Here is a 22,398-nt window from a genome sequence, read left to right as displayed (position 1 = left end):
ATAAAATAGCTCTCCTTATTACGACGCTCTTCTTTCTTTTAATACTGCATACATTTCATTTGTGCTCTTTGTATTTAGGTTAAAGATTAAACCTACACCGATTAGGATAATAATAAATGCCACAACTGGCATACCTGTGTACATTTTTAATATACCTTCTGCAACTTCTTGTGACTGTGATTTTGCACCAGATACAAATCCAACCCAACCTAAAGAGTAACTTCCCACTGCTGCTCCTAATCCCATTCCTACTTTACGAGCGAAAGAATAGAGGGAGTAAAGGGTTCCTTCGATTTTCTTTCCAGTTTTGTACTCTGTATAATCGATACAGTCTGTAACCAATGCCCAAACAAGCATAACGAACACGGATGAACCGATTGTTGCGATATTGTATAATGCCGCAAATACATATACATTTTCAAACGTAACAAAAGTCATTAGTGCAGATGCAACTAAACTGAATGCTGATGTAGCAAGAATCAAGTTGCGTTTATTGAATTTTGCTACGAGTTTTGGAATTACAACGAATAACACAAGTATAATTCCCATACTAATGAAAGAGTTAATAGCAAATGCCTTAGGCATGTTATAATACTCAGCAAATACATAAGCAGCTAAAGTAGCAACACCAGAAATGATTAAGGTAGAACCGAGAGTTGCAACCATCATACCGATTAATGGTCTGTTGGAAAATGCTACTTTAAATGCATCCTTGAAATCGTAATCAGGCTTAGCACCATCAAGCTTAGCTCCATCAGGTTTTTCGTCACGGATACGTTCAGTCGTTAATTTTACAAGCCCTGAATAAGATAATAATGATAAAATACTGAATACAATAGCGATATAGAAGAAAGCCTCAGGAACGATATTTCCAGCTTTATCATAGATGAACATTGGAACAAAAGATAAGAAACCAACTCCTACAATCATACCGCCGATCGAACGGGCACGGGATAATTTTGTACGTTCAACTGGATCATTTGTGATAACAGATGCTAATGAACCATATGGAATGGCATCAGCAGTATAAGCAACACAGAAAAATAGATAAGCAGTTACTACCCAAATGTGAGTAGCGGTAGATTCCCAACTTGATATGTCTGCAAAAGCTATTAAACATGCTGCTGCTAGTAACCATTTAGAAAAGCTAATCCAAGGCAAGAATTTATCTCCGCTTTTTCCTATTCTAAAACGGTCAGTAATGGTCCCCATAATTCCAGTCACAAGGGCGTCGAATATTTTCCCGACTAAAAACATTGTCCCCATAAAGTAAGGGCTTACACCTAATACATAAGTACAAAAGACAATAAAGAATGAACCAATATATAAATTAACGAAACTTCCTCCTATATCTCCTAGCGCATATCCAACCTGGTCTTTTACTCCAAACTTCTTCATATAGTGCCCTCCTCTTTATTTTTTATAAAGTTCCTAACATCCTTCACTTCGCTTTGAAGCATGATTCTTACCTCTCTCCTAATTAACCGTTTACATTTTGTTAAAAAATGCATATATTCTACATTTTTCAACTGTTTGTAAGCGCTTTATGTGTTTCTTGACTACTAGTATACATCGAATACAAAAAATACTTTTGTACTCCAATTGCATGATTTTATAGTATAATTGCATGAATTTTTTAAAAATAGGTAAGTAAAAAGGCGCATGATTTCTCATGCACCACTAAAAAGATGGTCCTCTCTCATACATCTCTTCTATAAATCATTTCTTACGTTTCTTTTTAAACTCTACAGGAGTCATTCCTTCTACCTCTTTAAAAAATTTAGAAAAATACTGGGAGTTGCTAAACCCAACCATAATGGCAATTTCCGTCATGGAAAGATTGGAAAATAAAATCAGTTCTTCCGCTTCTTTTACTCTTCTCAGATTTCGATAATGACTAATCGTTGTTCCCTTTTCTTTCTTAAACGCACGCATTAAATGGGAAGGATGAACATGTAATTTCCGTGCCATTTGCTCCATGGAAATGTCCTCCGCAAAGTTCATCTCTATATAGTTTTCTGCTTTCTCTACAATGGTTAGGTTGTTACCTTGAGATTTTCGGATCGCAGGGTCGGAATACTCTTTTATCATATTGTAATGAATTTTATCCAGCTCAGTAATGGCTTCAGCGTGCTCAATCATGATGGCATATTTTTCTGATATAAAATGGCTTTGCCATGGACTTAATCCGCCCTTTTCAGCTGCATAGCTATAAAGTGTATTGTGTGATAGGAGAATATTTTTATAGGATCGAATCCTATTATTTGGGACCCTGTTCAGAAGGTTAAATAGATCCTCCCCAAATATGTGAAACAAGTCACTTTCATATTCAGTTACCAAATCTCGATCACCCTGTTGAATACCGTAGAGCAGCTTGTCCCTTAGCTTATGGCCAGATTCAATGTATTCAGGCGTAAGACCATTTTGATTTAGAGGTGAATTTGGAGTATCTGCACGCCGTTGTTCCTTCATGTATAATCCCTGCCTTATGGATTTTGCCTTAAATATATTAGATTTTTATTAATTTTTCTAAATAAGGCCCTGCGATCTTCATTCTCGCCCCGTACCAAAACATTTCGCCGTCGACGAGAATGATTTTTACGTTGGGAAGAAAGGATTGCAATTCCGCTGCATGTTTTTCTTGAAAGGGAAATGGTTCGGAAGCAAGCAAAACCACATCAAGATTGGCAGCTGCAAGCTCCTCTTTTGTAACCTGGGGATATCTTGATTCTCCCTGTTCGAAGGGGTTATGGAAACCAAGGGTCTGTAAAACATCATTTATGTAGGTCGTTCCCCCTACTACCATATATGGTTTGCGCCAAATAACATAGGCGGCATTTAGAGCTTGTTTACTTGATCGAGCTGGGAAGGAAGATTGGCAAGAGGTGATGAGGCGTTTCGCTGTCTGCTCCCTCTTGGTCAGTAATCCCAGCGTTTCAATCAAACGGTAGGAATCATCAATCTTTTGTACCTCCATCACGAAAACAGGGGCAATTTTTTCAAGGGCAAGCACGATTTCTTTTGTGTTTTCTTCTTTTTCAGCTAGGATGAGATCGGCTTGCAATTCACGGATGATGTCCACATTTACTTCTTTTGTACCGCCCACAATGGAAACGTTTTCTACAATTCCTTTAGGAAAAATACAATAGTTTGTCCGACCGATTATTTCCTTCTCAAGCCCCAAAGCAAAGAGGGTCTCGGTAATGGCTGGACAAATGGAAATAATCCGCTTCGGTGTCTCAGGAATATTCACCTGTCTCCCAAGATGATCCGTTAAAAAATCTGTCATCGATTTTCTCCCTCTTTCCATTTTTAATAGAAGCCGCTCCTTAAAAAACTTGTTAACTATGTAAATAGTTATTTCACACCAACATCCGCCATGTCCGCCTCAATCCTGCTCATGAACTCTTCGGCAGCGCTGTATCCCTGCTGCTTCAAATACCAGTTATTTGCTGCTGCCTCAATTAATCCGGCGACATCACGTCCGGGCTGGAGTTGGAGTTCAATCGAAGGAATCTTCACACCCATATAATCTGAATAGTTAAGTTTCTGGTCCAATTCATTATATAAGGCATCTTTTTCCCATTTGGTCAAATGAATATCAAGCGCAATTCGTGTTTCATCTTGAAAAGCCTTACGACCGTATAAACGAACCACGTTTAACAGCCCAATACTGCGAAGGGCTAAAAACTCCTTGTTTTTCTCATCATGAGTCCCCAGAATGGTTTGCGGACTAAGCTTTTTTAGGACAACGATATCATCGGCCACTAGCCGGTGTCCCCGACGTATTAACGTGTGTGCCGTTTCACTTTTCCCTACCCCTGAATGACCACGAAGCAAGATCCCAATGCCAGACACATTTAAACAAACACCATGCACAGCAATTTCTGGGGCTAATTCCTTCACTAAATACGCATCCAATTTTATTATAAACTCTGACGTGGTCTCAGGTTTATTTGTTATTAATAATGGGATTCCTTCTTCCACACAATGGTGCTTTAAATAGGTAAGTCCTTCTTCACCAGCCGTTACAATAAAACAAGGCGGATGATAGTGAACAATATTTCCGATGCGTATTTTACGTTCCTCTTTACTTAATTTATGTAAATAGGTAATTTCCTTTTTTCCTAAAATTTGCACTCGTTCTGTCGGAAAAAAATCAAAATGCCCGACAAATTCCAGGCCCGGACGATGCACCCTTGATTGCGTAATCATTTTCTGCAGTTGACTTTCACCTGCCACTACTTTCAAGGAAAACCTCCGAACCAAGTTTTCAACTGTTATTTTTTTCACCCTTATCCTCACCGTCCTAATCGCCTTTCTTTATTTGAATTATACTTAAGAATAATAGAATCGTCATCCATTTGCGAATTAAATTCTGAAAAGAGAGATTTTTAACAGCTGTACGTATGGAAAATCCAGCCTAAGACAAAAATCCATATTTTGTCTGTTCAAGCACAAACTTTTTAAAAACAGCCACGGCCGGTGACATATATCCATCTTCCCTCCATACCATGGAAATATTGCGAAAGCATTTCGGGTTACTGACGCGAATCAAAGAGACTTTATTTTCATCAAGGTCAGGAATAAACGGAATAATCGCGACACCAAAATTAGCTCCGACCAGATTAGCAACCGTTTTTTCCTCCAACCCTTCAAAGGCAATTTTTGGTTGAAAACCGGCTTCGGCACACAGTCTATCAATGACCTCCCGAAGAGCTGTGTTTTGTTTAAAAAGAATAAATGGATCAGTCGAAACCTCTTTTAAATCAACTTCTTGCGCGCATGCCAAACGATGGCCCGCCGGAACAATTAAATACAATTCTTCTTTTATAATCAAGGAAACACCCAGTTGTTCAATCGGTACTTGCGGGGAACAGAAGCCAATATTAATTTCCGCCGAATCAACTTGTTCGAGAATTCTTTTCGTTGTATCTTGATACAGGTGAAAGGTAATATCCGGAAACTGTTTTTGAAACTCACTAATTAAATCCGGTACATAGCTTGACCCAAGCGTTTGAATAAAGGCGAGTGAAATCGTCCCATGTAAAGGATGAACCATATCAGTAATCTTTTGAATCGCTTCATTTATTTCTGAAAGTGCGCAATTGGTATGTTGTAAAAATACCTTTCCATATTGATTTAACGACACGCCACGATTCATCCGTTCAAATAAAGGAACCCCAATCTCTTCCTCAATGCGCGAAATCGACCGGCTTAATGCCGGTTGCGAAAGATTTAGTTTCTCGGCAGCCTTGGTTATATTCTCCTCACTTGCTAAGACTTGAAAATATTTAAGTTGATGCAAGTCCATCAATTAACCCTCCATTCAATCTGATATTACAATTATGCATGCTAACCATACAATATTCAAATAATCATGCATGATAAGAAGGAGTATAATGAAATAGTTGCACTATTTAAATAAGAAGAACAAATTTAACAACTAAGGGGAGATCGTTCAAATGAGAGAAAAATTATGGACAAAAGACTTTATTTCCATCACTTCGATTAGTTTTTTTATATTTTTAGCCTTTTATATTTTAATGACGGCTTTACCATTGTATCTTGTTGGTGAGCTTGATGCGGGGGCAGACAAAGTCGGGCTCGTCCTTACCTTATTTTTACTAGCTGCCATTATCATTCGGCCGATTGCCGGAAAATGGGTTAGCAAAGGTTCTCAGAAAAAAATTCTAATATACTCTGCTCTGGCCTTTTTCATTGGTACGCTTTTGTATCCCTTTGCCACAAATATTTGGGGATTATTAATTCTGCGGATTTTCCATGGGCTAACTTTTGGCGTCATTACCGTCATCAAAGGAACGATTAGTGCTGAACTCATTCCCGCCTCCAGACGTGGTGAGGGCTTAAGCTTTTTCTCTTTGGCCATGGGTCTCGCGATGGTTTTCGGTCCGTTAATCGGGCTAAACCTTTCAAATATCCATGCGTATACCATGCTCTTCATTCTGTGCATGGTCATTTCCGCCATCAATGTTTCCCTTGCCTTCATCACCAATGTTCCCGAAAAAGAATTCAAACCAGATGGTAAAAGACCTAAATTTTCCTTTAACGATATTGTCGATAAAAAGGCAGCTAAATACGCCATTCCAACTTTCTTTTTAGCATGTGCTTATTCAGGAATTTCTTCTTTTTTACCATTATTTGCACAGGAAATTAATTTAGTCGCAGCGGCAAGTACCTTCTTCGTGATTTATGCCGTGTTTATGCTTGTGTTCCGTCCGTTTACAGGACGTTGGTCAGATCGCTACGGTGCAAAAGTCATTGTTTATCCTTGTGTCCTTCTTTATTTCATTGGCATGTTCCTATTACTACAAACTCAAACGGCTGCCTTAATGATTATTGCAGGGGCGATTATCGGAATTGGATACGGTTCGATCACACCAATTTTCCAAACCCAAATTATTAGTTCGGTTGAGCCCGATCGTGTCGGAATTGCCAACTCCTTATACTTCAATTCGATGGACCTTGGTATGGCAATTGGTGCTTATATTTTAGGATTAGTTGCTAGTGGGCTTGGCTATCGCAATGTCTTTTTAGCCGGAGGAATTATCATCATTCTTGGCGGTGTTTTGTATTTTGCTTTAACTAGAAATGTCAAAGAGAAAGAACAAAAAGCATCACAGCTTGTTCATTAATCATGGTGGGCAGCTGCATGGTAAATAATAGTGAGAATTTGAGACTCTCTTATGAGATGGGGTGCGAAGTTTTAGGCTTCCACCTCTTTTTGTTGTTGGAAGAAGCACGGTCGTCATATTTGGAACAAAGTGCTTCTAACCAGCCGAAAACACCCCTGAACCAAGTATTTGAAACACCCCGATAACCTTTCCTCCTAATCTTCTACTAATTAAAAAATAAATTCCCATAATTGTCATATGATTGTCAAAATTTTAGTCGAAATATAGGTTATTTTGAATACTTTAGTCAGTGGTAAAAAAGACCTAATTCATGTTAAATAGAAATGGGAGATTTAGGTTCCCATCTATAAAACTATAAAAAATCTCTTGGCGGGGGTAAAAGGCGGTGAACAGCGTTCAAACAAACAAGCAAATGTAAGCGTGGTCATTTTGAGCACCAAAGAGTTCATATCAGAAATAGTAGGAGGAGAGCCTTTTTCAAATCATGCGAATTTAGAGGAGTGGATAACTATTATTATTCAAAAAAATTACTTTATCGAAAAGCAAACAATTTTGATGATGGGGGAATATGACCGTAATGGCAAGCTTTGTGCTCGAGTCATGGCTGGCAATTCCTCCTTTCTGGTGGACAGAACGCCCTTGCAGCTATTAGATGATTCACTAACATACATAGGCTATGACTTAAGAGGCGCAATCGCGGGGGCTAAATTTGTATTGGGCAAGAAAATGAAGTGCCCAATCATCGTGAACCCATATCAGGGGATTTGCCTTTTTCCAATAAAGTCACCTAAAAAGGTGGATTGTATCTGGTTCAACCCTTAACATATTGTGAAAACCACAGCAGTGGGCAAAAAGACAAAAGTAGAGTTTGATAATAGTTATTCCATGATTGTCGATTCAAAATTATCCTTCTTTAATAATAAAATTGAAACAGCCAATCAATTAATTCGACTTTCGTTGGAAAGAGGCACTCATCCTAGTCCCATTACCTTCTATCTTGAACCGAAGAAAGTTCACCAACTTGCCATGGAAGAAACAGGCAAATACAATTTTGCTGTTTTAGAAGATTGGCAAAATTAGAAATTCAATTTATACATTATTAGATGTTTCGAATGGGGGATGTTTTTGGAGACGTATTCAGCGGTTCATTTTGGCAAGGTATTAAAAAAATTAAGAGAGGAAAAGCACCTTTCACAGGAAGGTTTGGCGCTTAACAGTTCTCTAGACCGTTCCTATATCAGTATCCTGGAAAGAGGGATTAAAAAGCCTGGACTGGCAACCATCTTAGCACTTGCAACTGGGCTTGATCTGAAAGCATCAGACCTTATTAAAGCGATCGAAGAGCACCCGGAAAATAGATAAGCAATCGTTCTGTTAAGAAAAGCGGAAGCGCCCTGATCAGCGGCGTATGGCCTGGAGCGCTCCAACTGAGATAAAGGAAACACGAAGAGCCTGAGGCGATTCGATGTTGACTTATCGTAGGGCGGAGAGCGAAGGACACTAGCCGCTAGGGCGCTGGAGCTGGACAATTCTCAAAGCCAAAACTTATAAATTCTTATAGAACAAAAAAAGCCCTGCAGGATGAAATTTCATCCTGCAGGGCTAATCCCTTAATTTTCTTGTACTTCGCGGCGATTTTTCTTGAATAGCTTCGATAAGACCTCATAAACGATTGGCACTACAATCAACGTCAATAACGTCGAACTTGTTAAACCACCGATTACAGTAATCCCTAACCCTTTCGAGATTAAACCGCCGCCGCCAGAACCAAGTGCTAAAGGAATTAACGCCCCAATCGTGGCAATCGCTGTCATCAGGATTGGCCGTAACCGCGTTGCACCTGCTTCTAGAATGGCATCGCGCATTCTCATTCCATCACGTTCCATATGAATGATCCGGTCCACCAGGACAATTGCGTTGGTGACAACGATACCGATTAGCATCAACAGACCCATCATAACCGATACAGAAATCGTTTCACCGCCGATTAATAAACCAACAAATGAGCCAATCACCGCAAATGGTAACGAGAATAGAATCGAGAATGGAGCGACACCCTCACCAAATGTCACAACAAGGATAAAGTAGACGATTGCGACCGCAGCAAGCATGGCTACACCAAGTTGTGTAAAGGTTTCTGTCATATCTGCCTGCACACCCGCCGTGCCGACTGTAACACCTTTTGGCAGATCCAGCTTTTTAACCTGTTTATCTACTTCAGATGTTGTTTTTGAAATATCTTTATCCAAAATCGTTCCAGTAACCGTTGCGTAGTACTCACCTTTACTACGTGCAAGGGTATTTAACGTTGTACCTTTTTCTACTTTGACAAGCTCAGAAAGCGGCATAGGCTTACCGAGTGCTGTCGGTATTTGAGTTGCTAACAGTTCATCGATGGATTTTGGTTGTTTGGATTGTTCTTGCTGAACAATTACATTTAAGGTGTCACCATCTTTTTCAACAGTGGTTAACACATCTTTTGTTTTCGCTGGGTTCAACATCATGACGATTTGCCCCGTTGTTAATCCATGCTGCAGCAGCTGGTCTTGGGCTACCTTGAAGGTATATTCAACGTAAGCATCCTCTGCCGTTGACGTAACATCCTTTAAGCCATCATTTTTCTGCATCACTTTTTCAACCTTTTTGACAGATTCATTTAGCTTGTCTAAATTCTCACTGTAAAAAGTGTAGCTGACTTCATTTGAAGACATCGACGTAGGCGAGAAGTTTTGAGATTTCCACTCCCCGGATTGGCCGATATTTTTCACATAGTCTTCTATTTCCTCACGAACTTTCGGGAAATCTTTCATATCAGGATCAAAGATGAGGTACATTAAAGCACCGCCAGATCCGCCGCCCATCATCATCATTTGTGAAGAGGGATCGCCGCTTTCCGTTACAGATAATTGAACGATATCAATATCATCACGGTTCAGCATCTTCTCTTCAACCTTTTGAACATTGGCTAACGTCTCATCTTTCAACTCGCCTGCCTCTGGCGTGTAGGTTAAATACATAACTTTTTCTTCTTCACTGCCCATAAAACTAAAACCGATTAATGGGGTTAATGCCAAGCTGCCTGCTAATAGAACAATCGCAATCAGGGATGTAATCACTTTATGGTTAAGGGCCTTTTCGAGGACCCATTTGTACCAGTTCGCTAATTCCCCATTCCCTTTATGACTTTTCACAGTCTTTTCACCGTATAACTTTTTCTTAAATAAGAAATGTGATAATGCCGGCACAACTGTAATGGCGACAAGTAACGAAGCACCTAGTGAAAACGCCATGGTTAAGGCAAACGGCCTGAACATCTCGCCGACCATACCGCCAACAAAAATGAGCGGTGCGAATACGGCTACCGTTACTAAAGTGGAGGACAAGATTGGTTTAAACATTTCAATCGTCGCTTCACGGACAAGCGCGCGTCCGTTTAATTTCTCTTGTTTTAGATGCAAGCGGCGATAAATATTTTCCACGACGACGATCGAGTCATCGATAACCCGGCCAATGGCAACCGTAATCGCTCCAAGGGTCATGATGTTGAGCGTTATTCCCATCCAGTTTAACAGCAACAATGCCATGAATATCGAAACTGGAATCGAGACAATTGAAATAATCGTCGATTTAAAATCTCGTAAAAATAGAAGAATAATCAATACGGCAATTAAACCGCCAAACAAGGCTTTTTCAACCATGGTTGAAACAGATTCTTCAATTGGTTTACCTTGGTCAAGTGAAACATCAATCACGAGTCCATCAATTTTTGTTTTTTCGTCTTTGATGACTTTCTTCACACTGTTAACAACGTCAACGGTGTTTGCTTGTTGTTCTTTCACAATTTGAATCGCAATCGCATCTTTACCGTTTGTCCGTGAAACCGATTGGACTTTACCGACGAGATTAATCGTCGCGATGTCGCTAAGTTTCACAAATGGGGATGGATGTTTCGCTGAAGGTGTGACAGGAATCAGCATATTCTTTAATTCATCTGTAGTCATAAACTTGCCGTCTACAGCTACAGCCTGTTCACCTTCTTCAAACTCGTATAGCCCTAATGAAACCGCCATATTGCTTGCTTGAATCATTTGCTTAACTTTATCTTCTGTTAATCCAAACTCCGCTAATTTGGCTTTGTTATACGTTAAGTCCACTTCTTCAATGTGCTGACCTGTAATCGTAGCAGAGGCAACCCCATCGATTTTCTCGATTTTTGGAAGGATGACATCCTCTACGGTTGAGGTTAAATCAACAATATCCTCTTTTGTACTACTTACACTTAGAGCCACAACCGGCATCATGTTCATGCTAATCGCCGTAATTTTCGGTTCCTGTGTACCCTCTGGTAATTTCACGGCATCTAACGCCGATTGCAAGGCACGTTTTGCCTCGTCCATGTCAATTCCATATTCGTATTCCACTTGAAGACTTGACATGTTAGAATAGGAATTTGAATAAACGGCCTTTACATTTTCAAGGCCTTCTACCGCTTTTTCGATTGGAACAGAAACATCTTCCATCACTTTTTCAGGAGTGGCCCCAGGATATACGTCCATAACCATTAAGTATGGAATTGAAATATCTGGAATAGTCTCCATATTCATTCGTGTCCCTGAATAAATACCCGAAACCGTAATAATAATGGTAAGCAGCCAGACTGCTAATTTATTTTTCAGGACAAAGTTGACTAACCCTTTCACGATGACACCTACCTAAATTGACTTATTTAACTCATTTCCTTATAATAATGACTAATGAGTCATTTGTCAACGAAGTGACCTCTAGGAGCGGATCAAATAAGATGATAAAAAAACAACTAATTATGGAAAAAGCATTGGAACTCTTTGCAAAACAAGGATTTGAAGCCACTACCGTGCAACAAATAACCGAGTATTGCGGTATTTCTAAAGGTGCGTTCTACTTATCCTTCAAGTCAAAAGATGAATTGATTATCGCATTAGTTGATCACTTCATGATGCAATTCACTTCTGATATTGACCACATAGTCAGAAATACTGACAAGGCTGAAAACCTTTTATACGAATTTTATTACACCACGTTTTTAACTTTTCATAAACATACGGATTTTGCCAAAATCCTTATGAAAGAGCAATCCCAAACACTCAATAAAGATCTTTTTATAAAAATGCAAAACTACGATCGGCTATTCGAAACGATCATTCTTTCGCTGATTGAACGTATATACGGTGAAGCAATTCAACAGACAAAATATGATTTAATTTATTGTATCAAAGGGTTCATCAGTATTTATTCGCATCTATTTTTATTTTCTAACGCTGCAATCGATATGAATTTGTTGTCTCAATCGCTAGTGGAAAAAACAAATATACTCGCCCGGTATACAACAATTCCGTTTATTTCAGAAGAGCTGCTTGAGTCATATAATCATCCTACGAAAGAAAATATAACGAAGGAACAGCTCCTTGAAATGATCGCCCAAAAGATAAATGAAATGGATGAATCGATTGAAAAAGAATCGCTGCTTTTGCTTCAACAACATTTACTTAAACCAACGTTAAGTCCCGCGCTGGTAAAAGGATTACTCGAAAACATCCGAAACCATCCGCATTGTAAGTGGATTTCCTATTTACTTCGTCAATATTATGAATTATAAGAAAAGCGGAAGCGCCCTGGTCAGCGGCGTATGGCCTGGAGCGCTCCAACTGAGATAAAGGAAACACGAAGAGCCGGAGGCGATTCGATGTTGACTTATGTAGGGCGGAGAGCGAAGGACACTAGCCGCTAGGGCACTGAAGCTGGACAATTCTCGAAGCCAAAACTTATAAATTCTTATATACTGAAAAAGGAAGCTCTTTCATTTTGTTCCAGAATAAAGAAATGTTATAATGCGATTAATCTAACTAGTAGAAGGGGCGAAATGAATGATTAATCAAGTTGGTCAAATTATGATCTACGTCAATGATCAAGATGCAGCAGTGAAATTTTGGACAGAAAAACTAGGGTTTCGTGTCATTTCTGAAGAAACTAACGGAGAAATGCGCTGGTTTGAAGTGGCTCCAACTAAGGATGCACAAACGAGCCTCGTTCTTCACAATAAGGAACTTGTTGCTAAGTTTTCCCCAGAAGTAAATCTGGGCACCCCTTCATTAATGTTTTTCTCAGACAATTTAGAAGCGTTATATCAAGAGTATAAGGATAAACAGATCACCGTCGGAGACATGGTTACACTGCCTTCTGGTAAAGTATTTAACTTTGCTGATGAAGAACAAAATTACTTTGCTGTTATGGAAAAAAATAAGTAATGATAGCAAGAACAGCTGCCTAGCTCAGGTAGCTTTTTTTTGATTATAAACAACATCAAAAGCACCCGGGTATGACACACATGCTCCGGGTGCTAGTTCACATCATACAACTTACACTTATCATAAAAACTAGTTTTACTAATATCGAGCAGTTTTGCGGCTTCGACTTTATTTCCCTTCGTGATCGCTAATGCCTGTTGAATCGCTTGTTTTTCAGCAAGGGCCAGCCTTTCCTTTAAGGGCTGAACGGTCAAAGAGGCAGGTGGTTCAATTAAGTCAGGGAACGGTCGAATTCCATCGTCTTCCCCTTCCACCATTTCTAGGTCTTTTTGGTCCCGTAAATACAATGGTAGATGGGCCGCTTGAATCGTTTTTCCATCCAGTACATTAATGCAGCGTTCCAACACATTTTCAAGTTCCCGGATGTTACCCGGCCAGGCATGCTGCATTAATCCTTCGATGACTTCGTTAGAAAGTTCGATGCCCTTTCGATAGAATCTCTTTTCCAGCTTTCTTAATAGACTGTTTGAAATTAACGGAATATCCACCTTTCGCTTTCGCAGTGGCGGGATTTCAATTTTAATAACATTTAAGCGATAATATAAATCTTGGCGAAACGTGCCCTCGTCGACCATGGTCTCCAAATCCCGATGGGTGGCCGCAATAATCCGAACATCAACAGGGATGGACTTTTGCCCGCCAACACGATGGACTTCTTTTTCCTGCAAGACCCGCAACAGTTTACTTTGCATCGAAAGCGGCATATCGCCTATTTCATCAAGAAAAAGCGTGCCTTCATGGGCAATTTCAAACTGCCCCTTTTTTCCGCCCTTTTTGGCGCCTGTAAACGCCCCATCCTCATAACCAAACAATTCGGATTCAAGTAAATGCTCAGGAATAGACGAACAGTTAATGGCCACGAAGAGCGCGGAGGCCCGCATGCTGCTGTTATGGATGGAATGGGCAAACAATTCCTTGCCCGTACCGGATTCCCCCATTAAGAGCACCGATGAGTCACTCCAGGAAACTCGTTCAGCCAGTTTTTTGACAGCCGAAAAAGCAGGACTCGTCCCAATTAAGTCGTTGAAGTTATACTTACTCCGTAAGTCCTTTTGAACTTTCTTTTGATAGTAGTTTAATTCTTCAACAAGATTTTGGACCTTCGTTTTATACATCCGCCATTCCTCAGGATTGCGAAACATCACACTTCCCAAGCCACCAACAATTTCTCCATTTTCAAAAAGAGGGAATCGGTTGGCAATCATTTCACTGCCATTGATGGATTGAATCGAAGCCAGTTCTTTTTCACCCGTCTGAACCACGATGTGCATGCGTGAGTTTTCAATCACATCCTGTACGGGGCGGCCGATGGCCTCTTCCATCGTCGTGCCGATAAACTCACAATATCCTTCATTGATATATATAATAATCCCGTCCCGATCAACAATAACGACTCGCTCTGCTAATAAATTCGTGATTTGCTCATGCCAAGTTTTAGGTACTCTGTCAAATGCCTGGTTCACCCTTGTCCCCCCTTTGTTATGGTAGTTACGTTTATTATAACAAAAATATACGGAATGATTTCAATAAATAAAACGCTTCCATTCATACAAGTGCTCCAAAACTGAGTTTCAAAAAAGTAGATTAATAGATAGATGATTATAAATAGTAGAGGAAGGATTCAATTCGTGCGAGGGCTGGCCTGCCTTGGCGAGAGAGTTTCTATGCCGCGCTTTTGTGCGTTAAACTAGTGGGGATCTACAGCATTAACCCAGTGGGGGTCTGACCCCCACCCAAACTTAATTATTCACCAATACTCTTTCTGAGACCAATTCTTTTGGAAGCTCAGTGAACTTCTGTGCTTCGACTAGTAACTCATGACGTTTGGCAAATAGACTTTGACAATTAGGCTTTAAGCAGCAAGGGCAAGTACCTTTCATGATTCCAATGTTATAAGCTTTAACACGGTTATCTTCTACTCGGCAAAATAACATAGCATGATTATCATCAGTGAAGGTTAATAGCATATTAAAGGTTGATTTTTCTAGGTCAATATTTTGCACGACTGCATCTTTTAGTTGCATACTTGTTCACTCCAAATTTTATATGATTTTCAAAGAAGAATTTCCGAACACTATGTACATTATACCAAACACCTATTCTTTACGTCTGCAAAATTTGTAAAATAGTGAAATCCTTTTCACACTTCACCGCATTACCAGGGCGGGGGTCTGACCCCGCCCTGGTATATTTCCTGTCCCAGGCAAATATAATATAAGCGTGACAGACACCGGAAGGGAGAAGGATATGTTTAAATATTTTTCTTTTAAGAAGAAACCGGTTGAAAAGGAACTTAAGATGGACCCCCTCCTTCTCTCGAAATTAGACCGTATTATTGAACTGCTGGAGCAGAAACAAAAAGCAGAGGAAGGCAAGGAAGGGAGGAATATCCAAATTGATCATGTACAAATAGATTATTTAGAGAATATGATTTTCCGGCTGGACAATCTAGACATTGACGAGCTGAGCGGAAAACTTATTATCGGCAATCATATTGGAAGAATGGAAGATCTTTCCGACCCCGTTATTTTAAAAATGGAGAAGGACAAGGCAAAACAGAATACCATGAGTGAAACGGCCGCACCGAATCAGCAAAATATCACCAAAACAGCAAAGGGATACCGCTTCCGCAATGATTGATTTTTACTTGGTAATATTGGCAATCTTGATATCTTGATCTTCCATCACACCATCGACAACATCTTGGTCATTGGTTGAATTGATATTCCCCATTAACTGATTTTGATTTCCATAAACGCCTCCTTGTGAATAATTTGCTTTCTCGTTGGCGTCCATCCCGGTCACATGTGACTTCCCAACAAAAACAGAGCTATTTTGCTGCATCGAATTAACACTTAATGCCCCAAGATTAAAACTGGTATGGTCTTCATTGCTTGCATTTTCAACGGAAAAATTAATATCGCGATCATCAATGGGTGTATCGATAAAATCAGGATCACTTAAGATTAAAATATTTTGAAAAAGAAGATTAGATTGCCCGCTAACACTCCCAATTACATTGTTTTCTTTGCCATGGGTACTCCAGCCGATGGCGTGATTTCGTTCCCCAATAAAGATCCCAGATTGCCTCCGCATGGTTTGGACTTTGATATCCCCGATAAAGTTAAATTGTGAAGTATGTTTCAACTCTGCTCACCACATTTTCAATATTTACTATTAATGCACCTTATGTGTCTGGATTTACGATGGTGACGAATGCCTAGGGAAATCAGAAAGATTGTGTCAAACGCCCAATTATTGAATAGTCTGATAAGGAAATGAAAGGAGACACGATATATGATTGAGATCACTTTCGGCCATATTTCAGTCGATCAACTGGAAACATCATCTGGCATATTTATCGGCAGCCATAACAAGCTTAAGGAATTTTCGGTGGAAACAACGATAAATGAAGCGGTTGGATCACTGACTGGAAATAACAATAAGCTAATCGAGAATCGTTGGATCACAACAAAGGAAACAGGAGAGGATGATTAATTCATGTCTTCCCCCATTCTATCTCCCACCTTTCACATCGGTACAATCAAAATCGGAACCATCGAAGGAGCTTCATGCTTCAGCATCGGAAACAACTTCATAGAAGACTTCAAAAACACCAAAGAACATAACCAAGGCTTAGGAAACATCCATGGAGACCGAAACAACTTTTCGCAAGCCAGCTCTGCCTTAACAACCAAAAGGGGTCAGACCCCCACTGCTTTAAAGTAGTGGGGGTCTGACCCCTTGCTTATAAATTTCCTCCAATACTTGGCTTAAAGTCCTGGTCAAAAATAACTCCATCCATAACCTCGAAGCTATCTGCATTATTGGCTAAATTTCCTGCCATCACATTTCCAAATCCATAAATACCCCCAAAGCCTAAATTATATTTTCGATTAGCGTCCATGCCCGTAACAACGGATTCACCAATAAAGACGGCAGAACTTGGCTGTGTAGAGTTAATATTTATTATACCTAAATTAATCACTGAAGGCACTCTTACTCCTCCCTTCTACCTCTTACTGTCCTTTATCTATCATATGTTTTTTATGAACTTCGGTGATAAAAATAAGGTACAAGTTTAGCCTTTACCGCATTACCGGAGTGGGGGTCTGACCCCTGTAAAGACTAATGTCTACATTCCGTCACAAATTTTTACAATTTTCCCTTGCTTTCGACAATTATATTTGATTATATTATTGTGGGAATATTTTCCCTAGGTGCAATTTTTACATTTGATAGAATTGTAATATATTTTGAAATAGGTAGGTAACCGCTGATGGTATTTGACGGCATCATTATCTCGTTTATTGTTGGGTTTCTTCGAAAAGGAAACTTACGAGCCCTAGCACAGCTAAAGCTAAAGTGGGGTTGGATCTTTCCACTTCTCTTAATCATTGAATTGGCGGTTTTTACGCTTCAAAATGACAGCAAATTTCTCGGCCAAATAAGTGGCTCTATCTACATAATCGTTTATGTCCTTGGTTTACTATTTTTATTCATGAATCGGAAAAACAAGGGGTTTAAGCTCATTTTTATAGGTGTATTTCTAAACTTTATAGTTATGGTACTCAACGGCGGCAGAATGCCCGTATCAGTGAATGCAGCTTCAATTTTGGATCCAGCATATGTTGATGCTTTGAAAGAAAGCCTGTATGCTAAACATACGATGTTAACTTCTTCTAGCTATCTTGGATTTTTAGGTGACGTCATTCCCATTACAGATCCTTATCCACGGACACAAATCATCAGTATTGGTGATATAATTATGAATATCGGAATCTTCTTTTTCATTCAGTATCTGATGGTTCATCATCCAATAGCTAAAAAAGCGAATCCTGCACCTCATCTCCTTAAAGGAGGTGAGAATAGATGAAAAAAGATCAAAAACAAGGAATTAAGTTAACTGGCATTCTTTACAATGCAATCATTATCGGTTCTATTATTATTGCTTTAACTTCTGGATTTAAATTAGTTTAAGAGTAAAATGGTAGGAGAAGTAAAACTTTTTTACTTCTCCTAAATTAATATATATGAGAGTGATGAGTATGCGTAATTTAATGACACCTGCAAATACATATCTTTCCTTAATTTCAGCCGCTGGCATTTTACTGTTTTCTTTCTTGATTCAACTCCCACATAAAACACAAGTCGATTGGATTATGACTTTTGCTCTTTCCTTATCCATTTTACTGCTTAATTACTACACCATCCTGATTCCCCCAAAGGGAAATTCCCTTTCGATGGATTCTTCTATTTATTTAGCAAGTCTTTTTATGTATGGCTTACACATGACATTGGTAGTTTTATTAATACATTCTATTATTTTTTCAATCATACAGCGAAAAATTGCCTGGTGGAAACATCTATTTAATTTCTCTGTTTACTCTTTAATGATTATCGGTGCCTATGCTGCATTTAAATTTACAGATGGGGCTCCAGGTGAAATCAGTATCAATAATATCCTTCCCTATTTACTTTCTTTTTGCGTGTACTTTGGATTGAATTTACTATTAGTTGGTATCTATTTTATTTTAGATGCAACGGAAAACATCATAAATTTTTTTAAGGCCATTCTTAAAGAGACAACTGCTACCTATATTAGTACTCTTGTGCTTTCATTAGTACTTGTCATTTTGATGAACCCTCAGAAATTATTCGGGCTGTCGTTATTTACCTGTATTGCCTTTTTATTGTCGTTAGCCTTTAAACAGCATTTTAACTTATTTAAAGAGATATCTGAGAAAGCAAACAAAGATTTCCTTACTGGTCTTAATAACCATGGGTACTTTAAAGAAATATTAGAAAAATACGTAAAGGAATCAAAGGAAAATGATCAGCCATTAAGTCTTGTCATCCTTGATATCGACGATTTTAAAAAATACAATGATCTCTACGGGCATATTCAAGGGGATCATTTGCTGCAGGAATTCGGTGCAATTTTGCAAAAGGAATCTGATACGGCAAATTTCATCGTTGCCCGCTATGGCGGTGAAGAATTTTCAATCATCATGCCAAATACCGATTGCCAAACGGCTTTTGCATTCATGAATGAATTGCGAAAGAAAGTAAATGACACCTACTATAAAGGGGTAGAAAGTCTCCCCTATGGCTGCTTGTCCTTTTCATCAGGGATTGCTGAATGTGAAAAAGAAACCTACAGTATTTCCGAGTTACTTAATAAAGCGGATCAAGCCATGTATGCTGCGAAAAAACAAGGGAAAAACCAAGTACAAATCTATAATGAACATTCTAACTATTCCGTCCAACACTCGCATACACTTGAAAGTGAGCTGGAAGAATTGGAATTCCAATTAAAAATTTTCCTCTCCAAGGATGTTTATACGTATCGCCATAGTAAACGCGTCTACCAATATGCGGTCGACTTTTCACGGTTACTTAATTTAAGTGACCATGAACGGAAGACGCTGATTCTAGGAGCTATCATCCATGACATTGGAAAAATCGAAATCCCGCGGGAGATTTTAAATAAAAAAGGAAAACTCGAGCCTCATGAATGGGAAATCATGAAAAAGCACGTCACCTGGGGAAAAGAAATCGTTTCAACGAATAAGAAATTAGAAGACTTGATTCCATTAGTCGAACTTCACCACGAACGATTTGACGGAAACGGCTATCCATATGGGCTGGCAGGAAAATCAATTCCAAAACTAGCGCGGATTCTCTGCGTCATCGACTCCTTCGATGCGATGACAACGGAGCGGCCTTACCAAAAAACAAAAACCTTCCAAGAAGCGATCGTGGAGTTACGCGAATGCTCCGGAAAACAATTCGATCCTCAATTCATCGAACCCTTTATTGCCATGATCAAAAAGCTTGATCATACGAACATCGAAGTCGAAAAAGAGCTTGAAACCGTGCATAGATAAAAAATGGGGGTCAGTCCCCCACTACGTTAACGTAGTGGGGGACTGACCCCTATCTTACCAATTCCACTTTCTTGTGTTTCGATTTCGACTTGTGTTTCTTTTTCGACTTGTGTTTCGATCTCGACTTGTGTTTCGATCTCGATTACGACTCGTCCTTCGCTCCATATCTCGATCTCTATCACGACTTGTGATACGATCTTTATCGTCATCATCATCTTTGTCAGATTGAGCAATTGCTAAGCCACTAAAGGAAATTGGTCCTACAACTGCAGCTTCTGTACCATTGGTAATATTTTCAGCAGTCACTTGATACGTATGGGAACCTTCTCCCACATTCGTATCTATCCCTTGGACTGTCACAATATAGTTTAGCTCTGATCCAGCATCTGATTCTACTCCCTCTTGGGCTCTGAAGATTTCTTTTCCATCACGGAAGATCTTAAATAAAATTTGAGAAGTCCCTGTAACCCCGCGCACTCCCACTGTTGCAATTAATTCTACATGATTTTTATTTGCATCTCTTCGAGGAATAGTTATACGAATAGTTGCTAATACTACTCTTTTTGGAGAATGAGGAATAGTAACTGGTCTAATTTGATTAACTCTACTAACTGGCTCTGTAGCTTGATAATCAATAATTCGAACCATTTTAATCACCTCCTTAACTTAATACACTAGAGTATGCAATTAAGAATTAAGAGCTTGGACAATTATTTTAGAATCATGAGCTAATTTTCCAAAAAAAGCAAAAAAGGGCTATTGTCAGCCCAGTTCTCTTGGAGTTATTGGTTTCACTTCATCGTATAAACATAATAAGGGTCAGTCCCCCGCTGCTTTAAAGCAGCGGGGGACTGACCCCTTCTTTTATGCGGCTAACTTTTCCTCATCAACAACTACTTTATGCCCTTCCCATCTTGAGATGACGATGGCTGCCAAGGAGTTACCTACGATATTGACACATGTACGAGCCATATCGAGGATTCGGTCGATTCCGGCAATGAAGGCTAGTCCTTCGACAGGGATTCCGACACTTCCTAACGTTGCAAGAAGAACAACGAATGAAACACCTGGAACACCGGCAATACCTTTGGAAGTAACCATCAAGACAAGCACTAACGTGATTTGATGCATGATACTCAACTCAATGCCATACATTTGTGCAATGAACAGCGCCGCAATGGCTTGATAAAGTGTTGACCCATCTAGATTAAAGGAATATCCAGTTGGGATTACAAAGGACGTAATCGCCTTTGGACAGCCAATCTTCTCCATTTTTTCCATGATTTTCGGAAGAACGGTTTCCGAACTTGCAGTCGAATAACCAAGCAATAATTCGTCCTTTAAATACGCTATAAGCTTGAATATATTAAAGCCAACTAATTTGGCAGTTATACCAAGGACAACCAAAATAAAGAAAATCATGGTGCCATACACAACAATGACCAATTTCCCTAATGGAATCAGCGAAGTTAAGCCGAATTTAGAAACGGTCACACCGATTAACGCAAACACGCCAATTGGTGCAAACTTCATGATTTGATTGGTAACATAAAACATCGCATCTGCCGTACCTTTAAAGAAGTTGATAAGCGGTGTTCCTTTTTCCCCAATCGCTGCAATACCAAGACCAAACATGACCGAGAAGAAAATAATGGCTAACATATCACCATTAGCTAATGACTGAATAATATTAGTTGGGACAATATTAACAAACGTATCGACCATGGAGTGGGTTTCTGTTGTTTTAGCAGTCTCCACATAGGAATTAATATCGGTTTTGGTTAATTGCGAACGATCGACTCCTGTACCCGGATGGAAAATATTACCTGCTAATAATCCAACTAAGATAGCGATAGTGGTAATAATTTCAAAATACAGAAGCGTTTTGCCGCCAAGCTTCCCGAGCGATTTCATATCTCCAGTGCCAGCTACTCCGACAATAATACTAGAAACCACAATTGGAACCACAATCATTTTTATCAAGCGGATAAAAATATCCCCAAATGGCTGTAGGATATCAGCAACATGCGGGTTTCCGTAAAAAATAGCCCCCACTATAATCCCTAGGGCCAGTCCAATGAAAATTTGCCATGCCAAACTAATCTTTTTCATAAGTCATCTCCTTCTTGTATATAAAATTTTTTATGTGAAAAATAGTTAATTCCTATCATAACATGATACTACTATATTATTCTAGATATAATTTTCGACAAAGGCAATACTGAAAATACTGGCATTTGCCCCAAAAACAAACCTAGTTTCCCCTATTGTTACTATTGTAGTAGTATAAAAAACCTATAAATTAAAGTGACAAATAGTTTTCTAAGATTATTATAATTCGAGTATTTTTAATAACAGCTTGGGTGGGGTTAGGGGAGTGAGGTTAGGACTTGGGACTTGGGACATTTTACTTTCATAATAAATGGACAAGATAACTTCCCCTAACCTATATTGCCCAAAATGATGACAATAAAACCTATAGCGAAAAAGGAAATATTGAAGAAAAAA

21 protein-coding genes and 1 pseudogene are annotated in these 22,398 nt (G+C 39.2%); 10 read left to right on the top strand and 12 right to left on the bottom strand.

Features of this window, described 5'->3' with window-relative positions:
- Positions 1-18: 18 nt before the first annotated feature.
- The 5 genes from AC3ANL_RS03290 to AC3ANL_RS03270 all read right to left on the bottom strand — a co-directional run bounded on the left by AC3ANL_RS03290 (position 19) and on the right by AC3ANL_RS03270 (position 5,314).
- The gene (locus AC3ANL_RS03290; RefSeq protein WP_488327839.1) at positions 19-1,398 is read right to left on the bottom strand and encodes an MFS transporter; all 1,380 of its coding nucleotides are present in this window, start codon (positions 1,396-1,398) and stop codon (positions 19-21) included.
- A 321-nt stretch (positions 1,399-1,719) separates the two neighbouring features.
- Positions 1,720-2,472: a helix-turn-helix transcriptional regulator gene (locus tag AC3ANL_RS03285; protein ID WP_488327838.1), complete on the bottom strand. Its 753-nt coding sequence runs from the start codon at positions 2,470-2,472 to the stop codon at positions 1,720-1,722.
- Positions 2,473-2,509: 37 nt separating this feature from the next.
- Positions 2,510-3,289 carry an ABC transporter substrate-binding protein gene (locus AC3ANL_RS03280; RefSeq protein ID WP_488327837.1) on the bottom strand — a complete coding sequence of 260 codons (780 nt, stop codon included), beginning with the start codon at positions 3,287-3,289 and terminating at the stop codon, positions 2,510-2,512.
- 68 nt (positions 3,290-3,357) lie between these two features.
- Positions 3,358-4,293 carry an HPr(Ser) kinase/phosphatase gene (gene hprK, locus AC3ANL_RS03275; RefSeq protein ID WP_488327836.1) on the bottom strand — a complete coding sequence of 312 codons (936 nt, stop codon included), beginning with the start codon at positions 4,291-4,293 and terminating at the stop codon, positions 3,358-3,360.
- A gap of 130 nt (positions 4,294-4,423) precedes the next feature.
- Positions 4,424-5,314 carry a LysR family transcriptional regulator gene (locus tag AC3ANL_RS03270; RefSeq protein ID WP_488327835.1) on the bottom strand — a complete coding sequence of 297 codons (891 nt, stop codon included), beginning with the start codon at positions 5,312-5,314 and terminating at the stop codon, positions 4,424-4,426.
- Positions 5,315-5,465: 151 nt separating this feature from the next.
- Between AC3ANL_RS03270 and AC3ANL_RS03265 the strand changes: the two genes are divergently transcribed.
- The 4 genes from AC3ANL_RS03265 to AC3ANL_RS03250 all read left to right on the top strand — a co-directional run bounded on the left by AC3ANL_RS03265 (position 5,466) and on the right by AC3ANL_RS03250 (position 8,018).
- Entirely contained in the window at positions 5,466-6,656 is a 1,191-nt protein-coding gene (locus tag AC3ANL_RS03265) for an MFS transporter (RefSeq protein WP_488327834.1), read from the top strand.
- A 429-nt stretch (positions 6,657-7,085) separates the two neighbouring features.
- Positions 7,086-7,478: a competence protein ComK gene (locus tag AC3ANL_RS03260; RefSeq protein WP_488327833.1), complete on the top strand. Its 393-nt coding sequence runs from the start codon at positions 7,086-7,088 to the stop codon at positions 7,476-7,478.
- Positions 7,479-7,499: 21 nt separating this feature from the next.
- Positions 7,500-7,736 carry a hypothetical protein gene (locus AC3ANL_RS03255; protein ID WP_488327832.1) on the top strand — a complete coding sequence of 79 codons (237 nt, stop codon included), beginning with the start codon at positions 7,500-7,502 and terminating at the stop codon, positions 7,734-7,736.
- A gap of 45 nt (positions 7,737-7,781) precedes the next feature.
- On the top strand, positions 7,782-8,018 hold the full coding sequence (locus AC3ANL_RS03250; protein WP_488327831.1) for a helix-turn-helix domain-containing protein: 237 nt from the start codon (positions 7,782-7,784) through the stop codon (positions 8,016-8,018).
- Between the two features lie 248 nt (positions 8,019-8,266).
- Here AC3ANL_RS03250 and AC3ANL_RS03245 read toward each other — a convergent pair whose 3' ends face one another.
- Entirely contained in the window at positions 8,267-11,356 is a 3,090-nt protein-coding gene (locus AC3ANL_RS03245) for an efflux RND transporter permease subunit (protein ID WP_488327830.1), read from the bottom strand.
- A 101-nt stretch (positions 11,357-11,457) separates the two neighbouring features.
- Here AC3ANL_RS03245 and AC3ANL_RS03240 point away from each other — a divergent pair, with 101 nt between their 5' ends.
- On the top strand, positions 11,458-12,291 hold the full coding sequence (locus AC3ANL_RS03240; RefSeq protein ID WP_488327829.1) for a TetR/AcrR family transcriptional regulator: 834 nt from the start codon (positions 11,458-11,460) through the stop codon (positions 12,289-12,291).
- Positions 12,292-12,559: 268 nt separating this feature from the next.
- The gene (locus AC3ANL_RS03235) at positions 12,560-12,940 is read left to right on the top strand and encodes a VOC family protein (protein WP_488327828.1); all 381 of its coding nucleotides are present in this window, start codon (positions 12,560-12,562) and stop codon (positions 12,938-12,940) included.
- A 92-nt stretch (positions 12,941-13,032) separates the two neighbouring features.
- On the opposite strand, the gene AC3ANL_RS03230 is transcribed toward AC3ANL_RS03235, so the two are convergent.
- Both AC3ANL_RS03230 and AC3ANL_RS03225 read right to left on the bottom strand, forming a co-directional pair.
- Positions 13,033-14,463 carry a sigma-54 interaction domain-containing protein gene (locus AC3ANL_RS03230; RefSeq protein WP_488327827.1) on the bottom strand — a complete coding sequence of 477 codons (1,431 nt, stop codon included), beginning with the start codon at positions 14,461-14,463 and terminating at the stop codon, positions 13,033-13,035.
- A gap of 276 nt (positions 14,464-14,739) precedes the next feature.
- On the bottom strand, positions 14,740-15,024 hold the full coding sequence (locus AC3ANL_RS03225; protein WP_488327826.1) for a hypothetical protein: 285 nt from the start codon (positions 15,022-15,024) through the stop codon (positions 14,740-14,742).
- 223 nt (positions 15,025-15,247) lie between these two features.
- Between AC3ANL_RS03225 and AC3ANL_RS03220 the strand changes: the two genes are divergently transcribed.
- Complete coding sequence (locus AC3ANL_RS03220; RefSeq protein WP_488327825.1) at positions 15,248-15,640, top strand: hypothetical protein; 393 nt, start codon at positions 15,248-15,250, stop codon at positions 15,638-15,640.
- A gap of 3 nt (positions 15,641-15,643) precedes the next feature.
- On the opposite strand, the gene AC3ANL_RS03215 is transcribed toward AC3ANL_RS03220, so the two are convergent.
- Positions 15,644-16,147 carry a hypothetical protein gene (locus AC3ANL_RS03215; RefSeq protein ID WP_488327824.1) on the bottom strand — a complete coding sequence of 168 codons (504 nt, stop codon included), beginning with the start codon at positions 16,145-16,147 and terminating at the stop codon, positions 15,644-15,646.
- Positions 16,148-16,297: 150 nt separating this feature from the next.
- Here AC3ANL_RS03215 and AC3ANL_RS03210 point away from each other — a divergent pair, with 150 nt between their 5' ends.
- A complete protein-coding gene (locus AC3ANL_RS03210; protein ID WP_488327823.1) occupies positions 16,298-16,498 on the top strand; it encodes a hypothetical protein in 201 nt (66 codons plus the stop codon).
- 250 nt (positions 16,499-16,748) lie between these two features.
- Here the strand turns inward: AC3ANL_RS03210 and AC3ANL_RS03205 are convergent, their stop codons facing one another.
- A complete protein-coding gene (locus AC3ANL_RS03205; protein ID WP_488327822.1) occupies positions 16,749-16,997 on the bottom strand; it encodes a hypothetical protein in 249 nt (82 codons plus the stop codon).
- Between the two features lie 282 nt (positions 16,998-17,279).
- Here AC3ANL_RS03205 and AC3ANL_RS03200 point away from each other — a divergent pair, with 282 nt between their 5' ends.
- Positions 17,280-17,876 (top strand): DUF5317 domain-containing protein, encoded by a 597-nt coding sequence (locus tag AC3ANL_RS03200; protein ID WP_488327821.1) that lies wholly within the window; start codon positions 17,280-17,282, stop codon positions 17,874-17,876.
- Positions 17,877-18,048: 172 nt separating this feature from the next.
- Positions 18,049-19,890, top strand: coding sequence for a diguanylate cyclase (locus tag AC3ANL_RS03195; protein WP_488327820.1), 1,842 nt, complete (start codon positions 18,049-18,051; stop codon positions 19,888-19,890).
- A gap of 216 nt (positions 19,891-20,106) precedes the next feature.
- Here the strand turns inward: AC3ANL_RS03195 and AC3ANL_RS03190 are convergent.
- Together AC3ANL_RS03190 and AC3ANL_RS03185 are read right to left on the bottom strand one after the other, a co-directional pair.
- Positions 20,107-20,538, bottom strand: a pseudogene (locus AC3ANL_RS03190) (exosporium protein C); the annotation flags it as partial.
- Between the two features lie 216 nt (positions 20,539-20,754).
- Entirely contained in the window at positions 20,755-22,002 is a 1,248-nt protein-coding gene (locus tag AC3ANL_RS03185) for a cation:dicarboxylate symporter family transporter (RefSeq protein ID WP_488327819.1), read from the bottom strand.
- Positions 22,003-22,398: the final 396 nt, after the last annotated feature.

The sequence above is a fragment of the Neobacillus sp. DHD-1R genome (assembly GCF_057747995.1).
The sequence above is the reverse complement of the archived record's forward strand: the minus strand, read 5'-3'. Positions and strand labels throughout refer to the sequence as shown.